The sequence below is a fragment of the Streptomyces sp. NPDC045955 genome (assembly GCF_056430805.1).
This window is the reverse complement of sequence record NZ_JBWKKY010000035.1, coordinates 1-18,116: the sequence shown is the minus strand read 5'-3', so window position 1 is coordinate 18,116 and position 18,116 is coordinate 1. Positions and strand designations below refer to the sequence as shown.

General features: G+C 68.6%; 17 protein-coding genes and 3 pseudogenes. 10 read left to right on the top strand and 10 right to left on the bottom strand.

Annotated features, from left to right (window positions below; translation table 11 throughout):
• Positions 1 to 67: 67 nt before the first annotated feature.
• Positions 68 to 316, bottom strand: coding sequence for a DUF5133 domain-containing protein (locus AC07F0_RS38620; protein ID WP_478984885.1), 249 nt, complete (start codon positions 314 to 316; stop codon positions 68 to 70).
• On the bottom strand, positions 228 to 623 hold the full coding sequence (locus AC07F0_RS38615) for a DUF6233 domain-containing protein (RefSeq protein ID WP_478984884.1): 396 nt from the start codon (positions 621 to 623) through the stop codon (positions 228 to 230). The genes AC07F0_RS38620 and AC07F0_RS38615 overlap by 89 nt, the downstream gene beginning before the upstream one ends.
• A 362-nt stretch (positions 624 to 985) precedes the next feature.
• Between AC07F0_RS38615 and AC07F0_RS38610 the strand changes: the two genes are divergently transcribed.
• The 4 genes and pseudogenes from AC07F0_RS38610 to AC07F0_RS38595 all read left to right on the top strand — a co-directional run.
• The gene (locus tag AC07F0_RS38610) at positions 986 to 1,873 is read left to right on the top strand and encodes a thermonuclease family protein (RefSeq protein ID WP_478984882.1); all 888 of its coding nucleotides are present in this window, start codon (positions 986 to 988) and stop codon (positions 1,871 to 1,873) included.
• An 18-nt stretch (positions 1,874 to 1,891) separates the two neighbouring features.
• Positions 1,892 to 2,974, top strand: a complete 1,083-nt coding sequence (locus AC07F0_RS38605; protein ID WP_478984880.1) for a DUF4236 domain-containing protein — start codon at positions 1,892 to 1,894, stop codon at positions 2,972 to 2,974.
• Between the two features lie 485 nt (positions 2,975 to 3,459).
• Positions 3,460 to 3,738 carry a hypothetical protein gene (locus AC07F0_RS38600; RefSeq protein WP_478984878.1) on the top strand — a complete coding sequence of 93 codons (279 nt, stop codon included), beginning with the start codon at positions 3,460 to 3,462 and terminating at the stop codon, positions 3,736 to 3,738.
• A 212-nt stretch (positions 3,739 to 3,950) separates the two neighbouring features.
• Positions 3,951 to 4,073: pseudogene (locus AC07F0_RS38595) on the top strand (IS5/IS1182 family transposase); the annotation flags it as partial.
• A gap of 18 nt (positions 4,074 to 4,091) precedes the next feature.
• Here AC07F0_RS38595 and AC07F0_RS38590 read toward each other — a convergent pair.
• Complete coding sequence (locus tag AC07F0_RS38590; RefSeq protein ID WP_478984945.1) at positions 4,092 to 4,535, bottom strand: hypothetical protein; 444 nt, start codon at positions 4,533 to 4,535, stop codon at positions 4,092 to 4,094.
• Between the two features lie 29 nt (positions 4,536 to 4,564).
• Positions 4,565 to 5,230, bottom strand: coding sequence for a TetR/AcrR family transcriptional regulator (locus AC07F0_RS38585; protein WP_478984876.1), 666 nt, complete (start codon positions 5,228 to 5,230; stop codon positions 4,565 to 4,567).
• Between the two features lie 180 nt (positions 5,231 to 5,410).
• Here AC07F0_RS38585 and AC07F0_RS38580 point away from each other — a divergent pair, with 180 nt between their 5' ends.
• Together AC07F0_RS38580 and AC07F0_RS38575 are read left to right on the top strand one after the other, a co-directional pair.
• Positions 5,411 to 6,442: a medium chain dehydrogenase/reductase family protein gene (locus tag AC07F0_RS38580; RefSeq protein ID WP_478984874.1), complete on the top strand. Its 1,032-nt coding sequence runs from the start codon at positions 5,411 to 5,413 to the stop codon at positions 6,440 to 6,442.
• Between the two features lie 92 nt (positions 6,443 to 6,534).
• On the top strand, positions 6,535 to 8,013 hold the full coding sequence (locus AC07F0_RS38575) for an alpha/beta fold hydrolase (RefSeq protein ID WP_478984873.1): 1,479 nt from the start codon (positions 6,535 to 6,537) through the stop codon (positions 8,011 to 8,013).
• On the opposite strand, the gene AC07F0_RS38570 is transcribed toward AC07F0_RS38575, so the two are convergent.
• Complete coding sequence (locus tag AC07F0_RS38570; RefSeq protein ID WP_478984872.1) at positions 7,967 to 8,584, bottom strand: alcohol dehydrogenase catalytic domain-containing protein; 618 nt, start codon at positions 8,582 to 8,584, stop codon at positions 7,967 to 7,969. The genes AC07F0_RS38575 and AC07F0_RS38570 overlap by 47 nt on opposite strands.
• A 182-nt stretch (positions 8,585 to 8,766) precedes the next feature.
• Here AC07F0_RS38570 and AC07F0_RS38565 point away from each other — a divergent pair, with 182 nt between their 5' ends.
• The gene (locus AC07F0_RS38565; protein ID WP_478984871.1) at positions 8,767 to 10,551 is read left to right on the top strand and encodes a sigma-54-dependent Fis family transcriptional regulator; all 1,785 of its coding nucleotides are present in this window, start codon (positions 8,767 to 8,769) and stop codon (positions 10,549 to 10,551) included.
• A gap of 416 nt (positions 10,552 to 10,967) precedes the next feature.
• Here the strand turns inward: AC07F0_RS38565 and AC07F0_RS38560 are convergent, their stop codons facing one another.
• The 3 genes and pseudogenes from AC07F0_RS38560 to AC07F0_RS38550 form a co-directional block, all read right to left on the bottom strand.
• Complete coding sequence (locus AC07F0_RS38560) at positions 10,968 to 11,090, bottom strand: hypothetical protein (RefSeq protein WP_478984870.1); 123 nt, start codon at positions 11,088 to 11,090, stop codon at positions 10,968 to 10,970.
• A gap of 171 nt (positions 11,091 to 11,261) precedes the next feature.
• Positions 11,262 to 11,615 (bottom strand): hypothetical protein, encoded by a 354-nt coding sequence (locus tag AC07F0_RS38555; protein WP_478984868.1) that lies wholly within the window; start codon positions 11,613 to 11,615, stop codon positions 11,262 to 11,264.
• 255 nt (positions 11,616 to 11,870) lie between these two features.
• Positions 11,871 to 12,212, bottom strand: a pseudogene (locus tag AC07F0_RS38550) (transposase); the annotation flags it as partial.
• Here AC07F0_RS38550 and AC07F0_RS38545 point away from each other — a divergent pair.
• From AC07F0_RS38545 to istB, 3 genes and pseudogenes are all read left to right on the top strand, one after another.
• On the top strand, positions 12,123 to 12,614 hold the full coding sequence (locus AC07F0_RS38545; protein ID WP_478984867.1) for a Mu transposase domain-containing protein: 492 nt from the start codon (positions 12,123 to 12,125) through the stop codon (positions 12,612 to 12,614). The pseudogene AC07F0_RS38550 and the gene AC07F0_RS38545 sit on opposite strands and share 90 nt — an antisense overlap.
• A gap of 14 nt (positions 12,615 to 12,628) precedes the next feature.
• A complete protein-coding gene (locus AC07F0_RS38540) occupies positions 12,629 to 12,925 on the top strand; it encodes a hypothetical protein (RefSeq protein WP_478984865.1) in 297 nt (98 codons plus the stop codon).
• Positions 12,922 to 13,714: pseudogene (gene istB, locus AC07F0_RS38535) on the top strand (IS21-like element helper ATPase IstB). Before AC07F0_RS38540 ends, istB begins: the two are co-directional and overlap by 4 nt.
• A 49-nt stretch (positions 13,715 to 13,763) precedes the next feature.
• Here the strand turns inward: istB and AC07F0_RS38530 are convergent.
• Together AC07F0_RS38530 and AC07F0_RS38525 are read right to left on the bottom strand one after the other, a co-directional pair.
• A complete protein-coding gene (locus tag AC07F0_RS38530; protein ID WP_478984864.1) occupies positions 13,764 to 14,282 on the bottom strand; it encodes a YceI family protein in 519 nt (172 codons plus the stop codon).
• Positions 14,283 to 14,540: 258 nt separating this feature from the next.
• Positions 14,541 to 17,084 (bottom strand): helicase associated domain-containing protein, encoded by a 2,544-nt coding sequence (locus AC07F0_RS38525; protein WP_478984862.1) that lies wholly within the window; start codon positions 17,082 to 17,084, stop codon positions 14,541 to 14,543.
• Positions 17,085 to 18,116 lie beyond the last annotated feature (1,032 nt).

Below are 18,116 nucleotides of genomic sequence, written 5' to 3'. Positions count from 1 at the left end.
GGGTGGGAGCGGGCGGTTCGCGGGCCGGGCGTGGGTCTCGGTGTGTCTGGCAATATGCCGCGTATCTTCAGGCCGCGGCCAGCGCGGCTTTCAGTGGCGGAGGGGCTGTTCTCGTCTCATGGCCTCGGCAAGTTGTCGACGGGCGACAAACAGTGCTGTGTCCAGCTGGCCGGGTGCCGGTGGTCACACACAGTGTGTAGGTGGCGTCCTCAAGCTGGCGGGCGGTCTCAGCGCTGTTTTCGGCGGCCAGGCGGTGTCTGAGTGTTTCGCATCGTTCGACCAGCTCCCGCAGGAGCGAAGGGTGCGCCGTGATCATGGCTGGCTCCCTCCCGGGTGTAGCTCGTGTGGACCAGCCCTTCACCCATACGGTCGCAGTCGCGGGCGCTTGACGCACCTGGAGGCCGTGCCCGGTTCGCCGACGGCGCGCCGGCCGGGGGTCTAGGAGTCGCCGGGGCGGAGTCGGTGATGTGTTCAAAGCCGCGCAGGAGAGGCGTCAGCTCCTGCCCGGCTCCGCAGAGCGTGCACAGTCGCGTCGCCGGGCTCTCCGCGAGGTCCAGGGCATGGTGCAGATCGAGCAGCGACGCGCCCTGCGGCGCCTCTTCGCAGTCCGGCGTGTGCAGCACACCCGCCGGACGGGCCGCGACTGTCGCCCAGCTTCTGCAGCACCGGTCCGTGAGGTGTGAGCGCGGACGCGGGTGGCCACTCGCAAGCCCGGCCACACCCTGGTCCTCGACGAGCGGATCGAAGCCTTCGGTTTGACCTGATCCCGCCACACCACGGGCCCGGGGGGAGAGAGAAGAGGTCCCGGGGCCCGGCACATTGAGTCCTGCCGCTCAGCGGCAGGGTGCCTCCACGTACAGGCCTTCCAGGCAACGGCCCCGTTGTGGCCTCTCTACCAAGGAATGCCATTACATATGCACCTTGTGTATTGATTTGCTCGATTCTATGGTTAGCGATACATATGCATTGCTATTAGGACACTTCCATGCCGCAGGATCCGCATGTGCCTCAGTGGGGCGAGGCCGCCTCCTCTGCCCCGAAGAAGATGCATCGCCTCACCAAAATCCTCCTGGGGATCGGTGCGACGCTCATTCTCATCATCATTGCCGCAGCAATCGGGTCCTCCGGCGGAGGCGGTGGAGAAGCCGAGCCGCCTCCGGCCAGCGAGGCCTCCGAGGAGACCTCCCCGCCGAACGAACCCGCCCCGCAGGGGGGAAGGGCGGACACGGAAGACCCCGAAACAGGGCCCCCGAGCGATTCTCCTCCAGCCACCGAGAGTCCGAGCGTCTCTGGCCATGTGGTCGATCGCATCGTCGACGGTGACACCATCGAAGTCCGCGGCGACGGCGGAATCCTTCCCAAGGGCCAGACATCCACAGTCCGTCTCTTGGAAATCGACGCTCCCGAGGTGGGGACCTGCTACAGCGATGAATCGACAGCCCGTATCGCGGAACTACTGCCCGTGGGCTCCAGCGTGCGCATCGAACGCGACAAGGACCTCAAAGACCCGTACGACCGCTACCTGCTGTACGTCTGGAACGACCAAGAAGAGTTCGTGAACCACTCCCTGGTGAGCACCGGGCACGCCGAAGCTGTTCTCTACCAGCCCAACGACAAGTACTGGCAGACGATCTCCCAGGCCGGCAGCGACGCCAAGGGCACTGGGGCAGGGCTGTGGGCCGCCTGCAACAAGGAGACAGAGACTCCGGAGCCCCCCGCCACTCCGGAGACGACCGCTCCGCAGGACTCCTACCTCCCAGCACCTCCACCCGACCTGGACTGCTCCGACCTTGACGGACCTGTCCCGGTCGGGCCCGGCGACCCACACCGTCTCGACCGCGACGGCGACGGCATCGGCTGCGAGAGCAACTAGACCACGGAAGGCTGAACCATGGGCCTTTCCATCAAGATCACACCTGGGCTTCGTGTGAGCGCCTCCTCCCGCGGAATCCGCACCAGCATGGGGCCGCGGGCCGCCCGGCTGCACGTCGGCGCAGGCAGGGCAGGCTTCTCCACCGGCGCTGGACCCTTCACCTACGGCACCAGCCTCGGGGGCCGCTCACGTAGCCGCACACCCCGCACATCACTGACCACGCTGGAGCGCCAGGCACGGGCCGCAGAGAAAGCCGCCGAATACGAAACGGTCGGGCGAGTGGAGCAGGCCCTGGTCTCCGCACACCTGGAGGAATTTATCCCCGCTGCTGCCCCCGTGCTGCCGGCACCAACGCCAGTCGATCCCAAAGTCCTGCGCCGCATGCTGCGCAGGCAGGCGCTCGAGCACATTCCGCGGTGGAAGTCGTGGGACCGATTCACCGCGCGCAGGCAGGCCGACGAGCGGCTCCCCGCAGCACTCCAGGAGGAGATGACACGTCGGGCCCACGAGCACGCGGCGGCCCAAGCTGCCCTCGAGGCGGAATGGGCCCAACTGACCAGCGGCGACCCGGCCACCGTCATCGCGGCCCTGGAAGCCGCCTTTGAGGACAACATCTCCCCAGCGGCCCCCATCGACAGCACCGGCACGACGGCAACGGTGGTCGTCAGTTTCCCACCATGGACCATGGTGCCGGAGCGCAAGCAGGCGACCACCCCATCTGGTAAGCCGACCCTGCACAAACGCACGAAAGCCGAGCGGAACAACCTCTATGTACGCTCGCTGGCCTCCACCGTCCTGGCAACCGTCAAGGAGACCCTCGCGGCGGCGCCCAGCATCAAGGAGGTGACCATCCTGGTCGTCCGGCAGGACCCGGATACACACAATCCGGAGGACTACCTCGCCGCGATCTACGTCGGCCGGTTCCATCGAGAGCGGCTGGCCACCCTCCGCTGGAACCAGGTGGATCCTCTCGCCGAGCTCCTCCTCGCATCCGATGCGATGCTGCATCGACGAGGACAAGCCGGCGACGTGCTCCCCCTTGATCTCACCGCAGAACCGGAGCTTGCTGCAGTCCTCGCACAACTACGCGCCGGGTTGTAGAAGGTCGTCGGATATCGCTCCCGGCAATATTCCCACTTTGCGGCGCGCCCATCGGCTGCCCCAATGAGCCCGGGCGAGGCGGAAGCTCGCGATGCGTGAGCGCCGGGCGTCTCATTGCCGCAGCGACGCGACTCCACCTTGCTGTCAGTCCGATACGTAATCCTGTGAGCATGGTCGAACCGCATGAGCCCGAAGAGGCCCAGGAACCCGAAGACGAGCCCACGTCGTCATCAGGGGCGCCTCGTGATGCAAGTGAGGGCGGGGTAACAGTCAGTCCCAACACTCTCGCTGGCCTGACGAGGATAGGTCGCATCGATCCGTTCGTGGGGTTCCGGTCTCAGCTTGCTGAGATGGCCCGGGTGACCGGTCCGGCGTCGGTGCTCCGGGCACAGCTACCCAAGTTCGCGGCTCACATCGACCCGCTCGCAACTATCCGGAGCGCTGGGATGCCATCGCAGACCCTCCTAGCCGGGTTGCGTACACAGATGGCTGCCCTGGATCCGCTGGCCGCCACCCTACGAGGGCTGGCCGAACAGGCCAAAGCTGCGTTCCCATCTCAGTGGCTGCGCCAGGCGCTGAGCTCCGGCACACGTCTGCTCCTCCCGGACAACCTGCGGCACGTGCGAATGCAGCTCTGGCCGTGGCTGCTACGCATCAGTGCCAAGGACGGCATGTGCTTGGCCTGGACGCCCAGGGCCGAACTCATCGACGCGCTGACGACACTCCGGACAACGGCTGAGCGCCGACAGGTGCTCCTGAGCTAGACCGAGCCAGTACGCGTACGGCGCCCCGCCGTACGGCTGGCAGGCCCACAAGAAGGAGCTGACCGAGGAGGAGATGGAGCAGGCCGGCCGCTTGTGCCGCCAGCTCCGTGATGTGGACGAACTGTCCTACCGCGAGGTTGCCGCCGTTCTGGAAGCCGAGGGCATCCGACCTAAGACGGTGTCCTATGTGGTGATCGCTCGTTGGGCTGTTCATGGGGCGGGGTACGTGGAGTTGGATTGTTCCGGACGGGTTGGGGGAGATCGCGAAGCCGCTGATTCCACCGTCGAAGGTGCGGCCGCAGGGCGGTGGAACGCAGGACACACCTGATGAGACGGCCGCGCCCGCGCCGCCGTCAGTGCGGCGGCGACGTCCGACGGGGAACGTCGGCGGGGGAGAGGTCGGGGCGGGCACGGTGCAGGCGTGTGGGGTGGCGCCACCGGCCTGAAGCGTCACGGGGGACGTCGACGCCGACTTCCACCGCCAGCTCCGGTTCCACCAGTGTGACGTCCAGCGTGTCCCGGCTGCCCCACCCGGCGGAGAACGACCAGCCCGTCCACCGATGACCGCGCCGTGCAGGAGCGAGCAGCCCGGCGACCGTGGCGCTCGCCGCCCGGGCGAGGGTGGTGGTGCGGCCGGTGTACTGCAGGCGGCCGTCATCGTCGTACCTGCCGAACAGCAGACTGCTGGGAGCGGCCAGGGAGCCGGTGACCGCGCCGACGATCGTCTCGGTCGTCTCACGCACCTTGTACGGGATCTTGCAGGCCAGAGGGCAGCTGTCGTATGCCGGGTGGATCACCGCGATCGTGGGGCCCTCAATGGGGTGGGCTACTGGGTCAGGTGGCGTAGTTCGTTTTCGTACAGCTGGGCCGGGTCGAGGCCCATGCCGGTGAAGTGGCCTGCCAGTTCCAGGGAGAGGATGCCGTGCAGGCGGGTCCAGAAGCGCAGGGCGCGGCGCAGGGCGGCTGGCGGTGCGGGGTGGTCGGCGGCCCACTGCCGGTGTTCGGCGAGGTGGGCTTCCAGGGGGGTGTCGGGGTGGCCGGCGTCCGGGGTGTCCGCGGCTGTACCGGCCGGCTGGGCGGCGTCGAGGAGGGCGTCCATGATCTCTGAGGCGATCGCGGTGACGTCGTCGGGTGCGTGGTAGCCGGGGACGGGTGTGCCGTAGATGAGGAAGTAGCGCTGGGGGTCGTCCAGTGCCCAGGCGCGCAGGGCGTGTCCCAGTCCGGCCAGGTCCGCACCCGACGCGGCGGCGGCGCGGATGGTGTCGGCGAGGCTGCGGTAGGCATCGCGGATCAGTTCGGTGATCAGTTCGTCGCGGCTGGCGAAGTACCGGTAGAGGGCGGGGCCGCTCATGCCCATCTGCTTGGCGATGGCGTTGAGGGACAGCCCCGGCGCCCCGGCGGCGGCGATCTGCTCCCAGGCGCGTTCCTTGATCTCGGCCCGCAGTTGGGCCCGGTAGCGCTCGCGTGGGGTCTCCTTGCCCGCGACGGTCACGTGCTCGTCCCTTCACTCATCTGGGCGCCGGCTCCTGGGAGCCGGGCGGAGCTGCTCTGCCCACCGCTCGGAGTTAGAGCCTATTACGAACGCTCTTGACTGTCACTCCGGTGGACAGTTATAACTTCTAACGAAAGCGCCAACCACTAACCGTGCTGATGAGAGTAGAGGGAGGTCGTCATGAACGCCGGAGAAATGATCGAGGTCGTGCTGCCGGGCAAGGTCGAGCCGGAGGGCCTGCAGGTGCGCCAGGGGGCCGTTCCGACCGCCGGTCCGGGCCAGGTCGTCGTCCGTATGGAAGCCACCGGTGTCTCGTTCGCCGAGCAGCAGATGCGCCGCGGTCGTTACTACGACCAGCCGCCCTTCCCGTTCGTCCCCGGCTACGACCTGGTCGGCACCGTTGTGGCGACCGGCGAAAGTGTCGGTCCCGGTCTCGTCGGCACCCGCGTGGCCGCGCTGCTGAAGGTCGGCGGCTGGGCCAGCCACGTGGTCGTCGACGCCGCCGACGTGGTGCCGGTCCCTGACGGGATCGGCGCGGCGGAGGCAGAGACCGTGGTGATCAACGGCATCACCGCCTGGCAGATGCTGCACCGCAAGGCCCGCGTCCGCGCCGGGCAGACCGTCCTGGTGCACGGCGCCAACGGGGGAGTCGGCTCCGTCCTGGTCCAGCTCGCCCAGGCCGCCGGCGCGAAGGTGATCGGCACCGCCTCCGCGCGCCACCACTCCGCGCTACGGGAACGAGGAGTGACCCCGGTCGACTACCGCACCGAAAACATCCCCGCCCGCGTCCGTGAACTCGCCCCGCTCGGCGTGGACGCCGTCTTCGACCACGTCGGCGGCCGCAGCATCGTCGACTCATGGAACCTGCTCGCGCCCGGCGGCACGCTCGTCTCCTACGGCAGCGCCTCCACCCGCGACGACGAGGGTTCCAAGCAGTGGCCCGTCCTCAAGCTGCTGGGCCGGGTGTGGCTGTGGAATGCCCTACCCAACCGCCGCCGCGCCTACTTCTTCAACGTCTGGGCCGGCCGGGCCCTGAGCCGCAGCCGCTTCCAGGCCCGGCTGCGCGCCGACCTCACCGAGGTGTTCGAAGCGCTGAGGCGCGGTGAGATCACCGCCCAGATCGCCGCCGAGCTGCCCCTGACCCAGGCCGCCGAGGCGATGCGGCTGGCCGAGTCCGGCACCGTCGCCGGAAAGATCGTCCTGCACGCCTGACGATCCACGCAGAAACCGGCGAACACCCGCCTCACCGTCCCCGCACCTCCTCTGCGCCGTCACGGCGCGAAGACGTTCAGGAGATCCCCGCCATGTCCAGACTCCACACGTATGCCCGGCGCGCCTTCACCGCCGCCGTCGTCGCCACGGCCACCCTCGCCACCCCGGCGGTCGCCGCCCCCGCTCGCGCCCAGCCGACCACCCCCGCGAGCCGGATCAGCTGGAGCGCCTGCTCCGACGCGGAGTTCGAGGGCATGCAGTGCGGCACGCTGCGGGTCCCGGTCGACTACACCCACCCGCCCGCGGGCAGCCTCACCCTCGCCCTGGTCCGCCGCCCCGCCGACGACCAGGCCCGTCGCCAGGGCACGCTGCTGCTCAACGACGGCGCGGGCGGGTCGTCGATCGAACAGCTCCGGCTGGCGATGCGGATCGGCTTCCCGTCGTTCGCCGGCGACATGAGCCGGAACTTCGACCTGGTCGCCGTCGACCCGCGCGGAGTGGGCCACAGCACGCCGATCCGCTGCACCACGCCCCTCAAGCCCGTCGGCGTCAGCCACTTCCCGCGCAACCAGGCGCAGTTCGACAGGCTCGTGGCCCACAACCGCGCCTTCGCGAAGGACTGCCTGCGCCGCAACGGCCCCCTGGTTGCCCACGTCGACCTGACCAGCACCGCGCGGGACTTCGAAGCCGTGAGAACCGGTCTCGGCGAGAGGCAGCTCAACTGGTACGGCATCCACTACAGCACGCTGCTCGGGCGTACCTACGCTGACCTCTACCCCGGCCGACTGCGCACCATGGTCCTCGACACGGCGCTGGACGACACCACCGCTCCCGCCGAGCGAATCCGCAGGGAAGCAGCCACAGCGGAAGAGGCGTTCCGCCGCTTCACCACATGGTGCGCCACCTCGACGGACTGCGCCCTGCACGGCAAGGACGCCGCAGCCGAGTACGACGCCCTCGTCGCACGCGCCGACCGCAGCCCGATCCCCACCGCCGGCGGCGGCCGACCACTGACCGGCGAGGACATCCGCAGCGCCACCCAGGACTACCTGACCCTCTCCGGCGTCACCTGGCCCGCCCTCGCCCGGGCCGTGGTCAAGGCCCAGGCCGACGACGCCACCGACTTCACCTACGAACCCGACGACACCCTCGACCCCGTCCAGGTCCAGGTCCCCGCCTGCCTGGACACCGCGCGCCCGGTGACCACGTTCGACCAGCTCACCCGGTTGCGCAAGGACCTGGCGCGGATCTCCCCGCACCTGGGTGGTGCCGTGCGCTCATGGACCGCGCTCACCGGCTGCCTCGGCTGGCCTGTCCCCGCCCACCCCGTGGCGGGCGGCGCCCCTGTACACGGGGCGCCGCCCGCGCTCGTCCTGCAGTCGACCCATCAGGCTCTCGCTCCGCACAGCGCGGGTTTCGCCATGGCGGCTCAGCTGCCCGGCAGCGTCGTCCTCAGCCGTGAAGGCGACGACTACAGCATGTTCCTGCTCTCGCAGTGCGTGCGCGACGCCACGAACCGCTACCTCACCACCCGCGCGCTGCCCGCTCCCGGCACCACCTGCACCGACTGACACGCGTCCCACTGACCAGACATGCGAGAGCCATCATGACCACCACCGCACGCCATCGGATACGCCTCCTCTTCCCTGCCGCCATGGCCGCCCTGGCCGTCAGCGCAACGACGGCTGCCGCACCCACCTCGTCCGCCACCGAGGCCGGTTCCAAGGACGGGGCGAGGGGCACCACCGAGCGGGCGGTCGTCTTCAGGTACTCGGCGTAGCCGCCGTGGGTGTCGATGCCGGGGAAGGCCGAGTTCATGCAGTGCACGTCGTCTCCGGCCCGGCAGGCGCGGCACAGACCGCACGTCACCAGCGGATGCAGGATGACCGGGTCACCGACCTTGACATGGGTCACGGACTGGCCGACCTCCGCGACCCAGCCGGCGTTCTCGTGGCCGATCGTGTACGGCAGAGTGACTCCGCTCTTGTCCTTCCACTGCCCTTCGAGGATGTGCAGATCGGTCCGGCACACTCCGGCGCCCCCGATCTTCACGATCACATCGAGCGGGCCGGTGATCTGCGGATCGGGCACGTCCACGAGCGCGGGCGGCTCGTCGTACTCGATGACCTGCACGGCTTTCATGGCGGCTCCCTGCGAGTCGGCGGGTGGGTGGTGCGCCGATTACACAGGCCGCCGTTCGCAGGCCGATGTCTCAGAAATCGTCCGTGGATGTCTCAATGTGATACACGCCGTAGGCGCCACGCCGTCGGGCTGGTCCAATCACTGCATTGAGGGAACGTGACGAGCGCAGTACGGGAGTGTTAATGCCCCGCCACCAGCCAGGAAGCTCGCTGAGAGCCGCCAGAGAGCTCTACCTGGAAGTCACCAAGGACCCCAGCGCCCGGCCGCTCGTGGTGGCCTCGTGGCAGCGCTCGTTGGAGCACAAGGTGAAGTCGGGCAGCCTCGACGCCCCGTACCTGGACAACCCCAATCTCGACAGCCCCCTCGCCAGGGCGGCGCTGCCGATCCTGGACCGGCTGCACGAGCAGCTCGCCGACGACCCGGTGTCCATGATGATCACGGACCGGAACGGGGTGGTGCTCTCCCGGAAGGTCTCCCACGAAGGGCTGACGACGAACCTCAACCGTGTGCGGCTGGCCCCGGGCCATGTGTTCGCCGAGCGCTACGTGGGCACCAACGGCATCGGGACCGCGCTGGCCAGCGGCCGTCCCGTGATGATCGCCGGAATGGAGCACTACGTCGAGGCGCTGCGGGACTTCCACTGCGCGGCCGTACCGATCCTGCATCCCACCCGGCGCACGCTGCTGGGGGCCTTCAACCTCACCACCATCCGTCAGGGCTCCGACGGCATGCTGATGGCCTTCGCCCGCTCGGTCGCGGCCCAGATCGAGGGTGAGATCGCGGCGATCACCTCGCGGCGCGAGCGGGCCCTGTTCCATGACTACATAGAGGCGTGCTCTGCGGTGCGTCCGGGGCCCGTGCTGGCCCTCAACCGCGATGTCGTCATGATGAACGAACAGCTCAGCACGGCGGTGACCGGCCCGGATCACTACGCGCTGCTCGATCACGCCCGCGAGATCGCCGACAGCCCCCGCACGGAGGGGACGCGCAGCCTCGCCCTTCCCTCCGGACGGGTCGCCGAACTCAGGGTCAGTCGTTGCCGGCGCGAGGACAGCGACGCGGGCGCCGTCTTCAGAGTCCGGCTGATCGGACGCCCGCAGCCGGGACCCGCGGTCTCCGCCGCGCCCGCCCGGTCCGGCCTGGCACTGGTCGGCTCGTCCCCGAACTGGCTGCGCGCGGTCGCCGACAGCCGGGCGGCGTTCGTCGCCGGGACGTCACTACACCTCCTGGGCGAGGCCGGTGCCGGCAAAAGGACGCTGGTCGAGGCCCTGCACCGGGCCCACGGCGCCGGACGCCGACTGGAGATGACGCAGCCTCCGCTGTCCGATGCGCCGGCCGTCACCGAGGCCTGGCTGCACGACATCGGAGAGCTGCTCGCCGTGCCGTCCAACATGGTCGTCGTGCGCGACGTTCACCTGCTGGGCGACCAGCTGCGGCAGCGGCTGAGGAACCTCCTGACGCACCTGGACGGCACCGCCGACGGGCAACTGGTCCTGACCAGCCAGCCCTCGATGGTCAGCACCGATGACCAGCTCGACCAGCTCTGCGGTGCCCTGGTGGAGGTGCCGCCCCTGCGCCGTCGCCCCGCCGACATCGAGCACCTGGCGCGGTTCTTCCTGCGCAAGTACCGGCCGAGCGGTGAGAGCGGGCTCGCCCCGGATGCCCTGACCATGCTGCAGCGATGCCCCTGGCCGGAGAACGTCCGGCAGCTCGAGTCGGTGATGCGCGGGCTGGCGCGGCGGCTCGCCGACCCGATGATCCGTGCCGAAGACCTCCCGCCGGAATGCCGGGTGGCCTCGCACAGGGTCCTGACCACCATCGAGGCGCTGGAACGCGACGCCATCCTGCGCGGATTGATGGACCACAACTCCAACGTCCAGCGCACCGCGCAGGACCTCGGTATCTCTCGCGCCACGATGTACCGCAAGATGCGCCGTTACGGCATCGTCCCGTCGAGCCTGGGCTGACGGGCTGCCTCCGGGGCGTCGGGCGGACCACGGCGGCGGCACCGAGGCCGCTCGCGCAGCCCGCCCGCGCCGCCGTGGTCATTCGGCTGCGGCGAGCAGCCGCGCGACCACGAGCCCGCGAGATCGGCACGAGTGAGTGGGCAAGTCTGAAAGGTTCACCACCCGCTGGCCGAGCAGCGTGAGCGTGTGTGCTCAGCCCAGCCAGGCGTCAGGAGGGCACACCACGTCTTGCTCGTCCATCCTCTGGTCGCATGGCCCGGCTGTGTGGGTATGAGTTCAGCGAACCCGGAACGTGAGGACATGGGTGTGTGCTGGGACCGGGCAGGTAACGGGGGGGATGTGCCTGCCCGCCCCAGCACGAGACCCGCTCACGGGGGGAAAGCGGGCGTCACGGGGTCGATCTTGCGACCCACTTGCTACAGCGCACCGTTGGTCTCATCTGTCACACCCGGGGGATGCGGCTGGTCCAGCGGGTGGCTGCCCAGCAGCTGGGCGACCTTGTGCTGCGCGTGCTCGGCAGCCGACTGAGCGTCTGCCACGGCGTCTCCTCGTTCGCGCACCAGGTCCTCGTAGATCGGCGGGTGATCCCCCTTATTCGGACTGTCTGTCACCGTGCTGGCCTTTCCATGTCGGGCACTTTCCGCAGCAGTGGTGCCGACACGGCGCTCGGCTGTCGCGAGGCACCACAGAAGCGCCACGTTCACGTCACATCAGGCTCGGTTGATCCGTACGGCGATTCCGTGACCGATCAGCAGATAAATCGCGGCCGGAAGTCCATAGTTAAGGACGATGCGTAGCCCCTCTGTGTCCATGGTGAAAATGTCTTGGGCCCAGCCGGACAGCCAGTCCGCCGCTCCGTGCACGAATTCGACCAAGGGGTTCGCCTGGTTGGCGTCGAGCAGGTAGAGCACGATCCACAGGCCCAGCAGACCGGCCGCGGTGTCGGCGATCGTGCAGATGGTGAGGGCCGTTCTGCGTGCGGCGGCCTGGTTGCGGGCGGAGCGGTCGGACGCTGGGGGCTGGTCGTAGGTCTGATATCCGGAAGCCGGGCCGGTGTTGTGCATGGGGAATCCGCTCTGACGGGTATGTTTCCTCCCTCTACAGCGCCCGGTATTCGCCGCCGCGTTACACCCGGCCATAATGTCAGGGCCTATTCGGCCACGTACGCAAAAGGTCACCTGCGGGGTACATTCCGGGCAGCGGAGAATGATGTCTATAGCGGGGCATCGGCCCCCGGCGGCGTCCGCGCGCCCCGATCTGGTGACGCTGATCCGCAAGGGGGCAGGATGTCGCCGTCTGCAGCCGCTTTAGACGTCGTCTCATTTGGCGATTCTGCGGTAGCAGATGAGGCTGCAGGCGATGGCAGTGAAGGCCAGGAAGTGTTCGGCCTTGCGTTCGTAGCGGCGGTGCAGACGGCGGCAGCCGCCCAGCCAGGACATCGTGCGCTCGATCGTCCAGCGGTGCCGGCCCAGCCGGGTGGAGGACTCGATGCCCTTGCGGGCGATGCGGTGCCGGATGCCGCGCTTGCGGAGCCATCGGCGCAGGTCGTCGTAGTCATAGCCCTTGTCGGCATGCAGCTTGGCGGGCCGTCGTCTGCGCGGTCCGCGCCGGGAGCGGATCGGCGGGATGCCGCGCACGAGCGGCTTGAGCGCCTGGCCGTCGAACGGCCGTTGCTGCAACGCTTACCGGACGAACCCTTCGAGACCGCGAGGCTGTTCAGCCTGCGGGCGGACCGCTTCAGTCAGATCAGCGTCCGCACCAACCGCTACTCAGTGCCGGTGCGGCTGATCGGGCGGACTGTTCGGGCCATGCTTCACGCCTCTGAGCTGGTGGTCTACGACGGTCAGCTGGAGGTCGCCCGTCACGAACGGCTGATCGCCCAGGGGCAGGCCCGGCTGGATCTGGACCACTACCTGGAAGCCCTGGTCCGCAAGCCCGGAGCGTTTCCCGGGGCCACCGCCCTTGAACAGGCCCGTTCCGCAGGGAAGTTCACGCCCGTCCATGACGCGTGGTGGCAGGCAGCGAAGGCTGCCCACGGCGAACGGGACGGCACCGGGCCCTGATCGAGGTCCTGCTGATGGGCCGCCACGTATCCCACGAACACCTGGTCGCCGGGCTTGCCTCCGCACTCAGGGCCGGCGCCCTGACCGCGGACGCCGTCGCCCTGGAGGCACGGAAGGCAGCCGAAGCCGACGAGGTCGCGGATCTTGTCCCGGCCAAGCCGGACTGGACGAACGTGACCTCGCTGACTGAACGGCGGCTGGCCCAGCTGCCGCCCGACACCCGGCCGCCGCCCTTGGTCGCGGCCTACGACCAGCTGCTGCGAGCCCGGCAGCCGGCCGATCGCCCCGCCATCCAGGGAGAGATGCCGTGACCCTCAAACGCCACCGCGGGCTGACCGAACAGGCCGCCGACGCCGCCGTCGACCAGGCATGCCGCATGCTCCGGCTGCACCATCCGGGCCCAGTTCCCCGACCTGGCCGAAGCCGCCGCCCGCGACCAGATGTCCTATCGCGGCTTCCTCGCCGAACTACTGATGGCCGAGTGTGACGACCGGGCCCGGCGACGCTCCGAACGACGCATCAAGGCGGCACAGTTCCCGCGGGAGAAGTCGCTGCGGACCTTTGACTTCGAGGCCAACGGGAGCATCGACGCCGCGGTCATCCACACCCTGGCGACCTGCGAATGGGTCAAGAAGGGCCTGCCGCTCTGCCTCATCGGCGACTCCGGCACGGGCAAGTCCCACCTGCTGATCGCGCTCGGCACCGAGGCCGCCATGGCCGGCTTCCGGGTCCGCTACACACTCGCCACCAAACTGGTCAACGAGCTGGTCGAGGCCGCGGACGAAAAGGTCCTCACCAAAACCATCGCCCGCTTGGGGCGCGTCGATCTCCTCTGCATAGACGAACTCGGCTACATGGAGCTGGACCGCAGGGGCGCTGAGCTGCTGTTCCAGGTGCTCACCGAACGCGAGGAGAAGAACAGCGTCGCTATCGCCTCCAACGAATCGTTCGGCGGGTGGACCAGGACGTTCACCGACCCGCGGCTCTGCGCGGCCATCGTCGACCGCCTCACCTTCGGCGGGAACATCATCGGGACCGGCACGGAGTCCTACCGGCTCGCCAGCACCAGGGCGGCCCGAGCGCAGGACGCCGCAGGCTGACCTCATCATTGTCACGCTGGTCCGTGCGCTGCGTAGCACCATGATCGGTTCAGCAGAGCGCGACGACTTCCAAAGTGATCTTGAGATGCCGGCCCGTCATGCCCTTGGCCTTGGTGATGCCGAAGGAGTACCGGTCGATCGTGGTAGTGCCGCTCGCCGTCATCCGCTTGCCCTCGTGGGCAACCGTGGCGAGTGTGACGGCGATCGGCCGAGTCACCCCGCAGACAGTCAACTCGCCGTGCAAAATGGCATCAGCGTCGGATCGCTCCACACGCTGGCTCCGGAAGCCGATCTCGGGATACCGAGCCACGTCCAGGTAGTCAGAGGACCTGACGTGGTCGTCACGCTGCTGATTGCCCGACTCGAAGCTTCCTGCCTCTATTACGACGTGCACCAACGACTCGTCTGCCGGGTCCGCCACAGTAATGCGGCCATTACCGATGGCGAAGGTACCTCGGACTGGGAGCAGCCCGAACATGGCGCGTGTGTCGAAGCGGATCGTTGATGCCGCCTGATCGATCTTGTATGCACCTGCTGCTGGTAAGAGCTGGTTCCCTGATGCTGCCATGAGCTCGTAGCCTCCGTGTGCTGAAGATCAACCCGTGATGGGTCAGCCTCTCGCAGCGGCAGCGGGTATGCCAGCCCCCACGTGCCGGCGTGGCTGACAAGGACGTCCTGGCAGGCGGCCAAAGCGTTGTCGGTTCTCGTCAACATTTCTGCGGCGTTGATCGCCAAAATGCTGTCCGAAACCGTCGACAAACGTTGTCCGCTCTCGCTTACCAAACCAGAAGGCCGCTGACGCCTGGGCAGCCGCGCGGCAGAACCTCTAGGTCCAGCGCATGCCGATGGCGGACAGCTGCTCGATGCGCTCCGGTGACAGCGTCGCGGCCCTGCTCCGCTGATTCCCGATCCATGCCCCGAGGCGGAGCTCCCGTTCCTCCTGGTCCTCGCGGCCGCTCGCGTCCCTGTCCCCGCTGGTGACGGCGATCCGTTCGATGTGCTTGCGGGGTACGCGAAGGTGCCCCTCGCGCTCGTAGTACTGGCGGGCGGCGGCGTAGTTGAGGGCCCATTTGTCTGCCTGCGAGGTGCGCGGCTTGGGTTTCTCGTTCTGGGTGGCGGGTTGGACGCCGAGGATGTGCTCCAGCATCCACTGCTGGACGGTGGTGAGTTTGTCCCAGCCGAGCCGGACCGAGCGCACCCATCGTCCGAGGTCCTCGCCCTGGCGTACGACGACGCCCGGCTCGGTGGGCAGCTCGCCGCCCTCCTCCAGGTGTAGCCGGGTCAGGTGGAAGCAGCGCTGCCATTCCACCGGCCAGGCCGGGCACCATGACGGGTCGATCTCCTCCAGCTGCTCGCGGCGCTCCTCCAACAAGGCGCCGGCTGACGACTGAACCGGCAGACCCTCGGCACGCCGCTGCTCGATCTCCGCGGCCTTCCGCGCGGCGGCCCTGGCGTTCTTCAGAAATATCCCTACCCGGTAGCCCTGGTAGGTGGCGTCCAGCGGCGCCAGGAGATGCCCGTGTTCGGCGGCCCACCCCCGGGCGGCGGCCAGGCCTTCTTCCCACGCGACGTCGAAGTGCGACCAGACCATGCCCAGCTTCTCCAGCTGCTGGACGCGGTCTTCGTCCATGTCCCCGCGGGCGTAGAAGCGGCGGGCGTCGGCGGTCCATTGCCCCAGTGGAAACGCGGCGAGCGAGGCTGGCCACCCCTCGGCTTCGGCCTCCTGGTCGGCGCGGCCGGGGACGCGGTACGTGAACGGCACGCGCAGGTTGCCGTGGAGCCGGTGGTAGATGGTGGCGGCTTCGATGCCGCGTCGCCAGTGTTGGTGTTCGGGGTTGAGGACGCGCAGGTTGATGAACGCGGCCAGCTGCGCGGGGTCGCGCGGTGTGCTGAACTTCAGCAACTGCCGGGCTGGCACCGACAGCAAGTCGCTTCGGTCGCTCTCGGCCCCCTCGCCTTCCTCTCCGCTGCGGCTTTGAACGCCTCGGACACGGCTCTGTGCCTGTTGCTCGGCGAGCTGTTCCACGACCCGGGTGTCGTGCGCTCTGAGCGCTTCCAGCAGCTTCGCGAGGCCGCCGTACGCCCGTGAGGTGAGCATGTTGTCCGTCGTCTCGCCCGGCCCGAGCAGGACCGGCACGACGAGGGAGGCGGTCTTGCCTTCGCCGGGCTGCATGCGCAGTGCTCGGCCGACGGCCTGGACCAGGTCGGGCATGGAGCCGCGCACGTCCGCGAAGTACACGGAGTCACAGTTGCGGGTGTCTACGCCTTCGCCCAGGACTTTCACGGATCCCAGATAGCCCTTCTCCACGACGGTGCCGTCCGTGGCGATCCCCTCGGCGAACTCGTCCAGCACCCGCCTGCGGTACCCCGGCCTGTGATCGCCGCACAGCCAGTTGGCCCAGATCCTCCTGGGGTACAGCTCAGGGTCGGCGGCGTGCAGCTGCGCGGCGACATCGGGAAGGCCGGCCGCGAACGCCTCGGCCTCCTTGACGACATGGTGGAAGACGAGCGTGCGGCGGAAGCCTTCCTCGGCCGACGCCTTCACCAAGGCGGTCTGCAGGGCGGCGAGTCGCGCCCCGCGCACCTGCTCGGAGCTCGCGTCCTCGCCCAGGAGCTGGGCGGCCTGGAGCTGGGTGTCGGTGATGTCCACGCACACCACCTGGTAGGGAGCACAAATTCCCCTGTCGATGGCCTCCGAGAGCGTCAACGTGAACGCCCTGCTGCCGAACGGCCCATCCGGGTCGTCCTCCATGCTCGCCACCAGCTCACCCGGCGCGCCCTGGCCGGCGTCCTCGTCCAGCTGCCACAGCCGGGGGGTGGCGGTCATGTAGAGGCGGCGCAGGGCGGGGATGCGGGTGTTGTCGTGGACGACTGCCCAGGGCTTCCCGATCCGGCCCGAAACCCGGTGGGCCTCGTCCACGACGATCAGGTCCCACCCCGGAAGGCTGGCCTTGTGTGCGCGCTCCAGCGTGCCCAGCCCGAGCGAAGCGTACGTGGCGAACACGGTGACGCGGTCGAACGGCCGCCGCACCCAGTCGACCAACTCGTCCACGTCCGTGGTGTTGGAGAAGGACACCTCCTCACCTCGCAGGGAGGAGACCCCGATCATCGGCCCGGTGCGGCCTCCCTCGCGCCACGCGGCCTCGCTCTGGGCAAGCAGGTCGAGGGAGGGCACGAGCACCAGCACTCGGCCCGCCCGGAGCTCCTCGGCGCTCCGGGCGGCCACGAGGGTCTTGCCAGTCCCGGTCGCCATGATCACCTGAGTGCGGAGCCCCCGCGGAGGCACAGCCGATCGTGCAGGCAATTCGAGTGCCCGGAGTACCGCGTCCACGGCTTCCCGCTGGTGGGGACGGAGGTTTTTCATCGCCATTTCAGTCTGCCTTCTCCTGCAAGCTGAACGAAGGGCTGCACATAGCGAGGAGCGAAGGCGCATCCAGACAAGGCAAGATGGACTGCGTCCCCTTCGTCGAGAAACCAGGCCCACCTTCCTGATCCAGAACGGAAGATCACGCTGGGAGCGCCTCCTGATGCCACAGACCTGGAGCCACCTGATTCCAGAGTCTATCGCATCCTTAAAACGAAGCACGCTTCTTCGTGAACCAGCATCAGCCCTGGCGAATCAGCACTGAGCCGATGAGTACTCCATTTCTCTCATGGTCCGCCTGCCTTGGAGCGCCATGACACAGAAGACTGAGGACGAGATGGGCAACCGGTTCTGCAAAGCGTGTGGCACGTCGGCCGAAGACGGGAGGCTATGCAAGCACTGCGGCACCGTTCTGGGCTTCCCCGACGAGGCAGATCTGGTCGACGACCAAGGGGCGGGAGTGCGACGCGATTTCGAGGGACGGACCGGGCCGCGAGACCAAGCGTGACCGGACCAGACGTACGCGTACCGTGTTCGCCTTCCCCTTTTTGCTGCAGCCTCGGGCCGCACGACGCGCGACCTGGACCGCTGATGTATCTGGCTCTGCATATGGCCGGGGGTCGGGACCGGTTGGTCCCGCAGACGCTGACCCTTGTTTTGCGATGGTGACAGCCCGTCACCATCGCAAAACGCCAGGCAGGACCCACCCCCGCCTGTAGCCAGCTGGTCCGCGCCAGCGGGCCGAAAGGTCCTGGAGGCGCAGCCGGAGGGACCGTCAGGCGGGGGAGCGCAGCGGACCCGCCGGCCAGGCTGGAGCGAAGCGGAAGCCTGGCAGCGGGACACAGTCCCGCCAGTCCGGGAGCGCAGCGGACGGACTATCAACCTCGGTGCGCAGCACCGAGGTTGAGCGGGAGGCGCAGCCTCCCGCCAGCGCTCACGCGGAGCGTGAGCGCAACCACCGTGCGCAGCACGGTGGTTCGCTTGCCCATCGCGCAGCGATGGGGTACCCGCTCCGCGGGGGATCGGAAGAGCACATGT

What these genes read in the sequence shown, in the direction of transcription:
- AC07F0_RS38620 (WP_478984885.1), bottom strand. Translation starts at nt 316, where the DNA reads ATGATCACGGCGCACCCTTCGCTCCTGCGGGAGCTGGTCGAACGATGC.
- AC07F0_RS38610 (WP_478984882.1), top strand. Translation starts at nt 986, where the DNA reads ATGCCGCAGGATCCGCATGTGCCTCAGTGGGGCGAGGCCGCCTCCTCT.
- AC07F0_RS38605 (WP_478984880.1), top strand. Translation starts at nt 1,892, where the DNA reads ATGGGCCTTTCCATCAAGATCACACCTGGGCTTCGTGTGAGCGCCTCC.
- AC07F0_RS38600 (WP_478984878.1), top strand. Translation starts at nt 3,460, where the DNA reads ATGGCTGCCCTGGATCCGCTGGCCGCCACCCTACGAGGGCTGGCCGAA.
- AC07F0_RS38580 (WP_478984874.1), top strand. Translation starts at nt 5,411, where the DNA reads ATGAACGCCGGAGAAATGATCGAGGTCGTGCTGCCGGGCAAGGTCGAG.
- AC07F0_RS38575 (WP_478984873.1), top strand. Translation starts at nt 6,535, where the DNA reads ATGTCCAGACTCCACACGTATGCCCGGCGCGCCTTCACCGCCGCCGTC.
- AC07F0_RS38570 (WP_478984872.1), bottom strand. Translation starts at nt 8,584, where the DNA reads ATGAAAGCCGTGCAGGTCATCGAGTACGACGAGCCGCCCGCGCTCGTG.
- AC07F0_RS38565 (WP_478984871.1), top strand. Translation starts at nt 8,767, where the DNA reads ATGCCCCGCCACCAGCCAGGAAGCTCGCTGAGAGCCGCCAGAGAGCTC.
- AC07F0_RS38555 (WP_478984868.1), bottom strand. Translation starts at nt 11,615, where the DNA reads ATGCACAACACCGGCCCGGCTTCCGGATATCAGACCTACGACCAGCCC.
- AC07F0_RS38545 (WP_478984867.1), top strand. Translation starts at nt 12,123, where the DNA reads ATGCAGCTTGGCGGGCCGTCGTCTGCGCGGTCCGCGCCGGGAGCGGAT.
- AC07F0_RS38540 (WP_478984865.1), top strand. Translation starts at nt 12,629, where the DNA reads ATGGGCCGCCACGTATCCCACGAACACCTGGTCGCCGGGCTTGCCTCC.
- AC07F0_RS38530 (WP_478984864.1), bottom strand. Translation starts at nt 14,282, where the DNA reads ATGGCAGCATCAGGGAACCAGCTCTTACCAGCAGCAGGTGCATACAAG.
- AC07F0_RS38525 (WP_478984862.1), bottom strand. Translation starts at nt 17,084, where the DNA reads ATGGCGATGAAAAACCTCCGTCCCCACCAGCGGGAAGCCGTGGACGCG.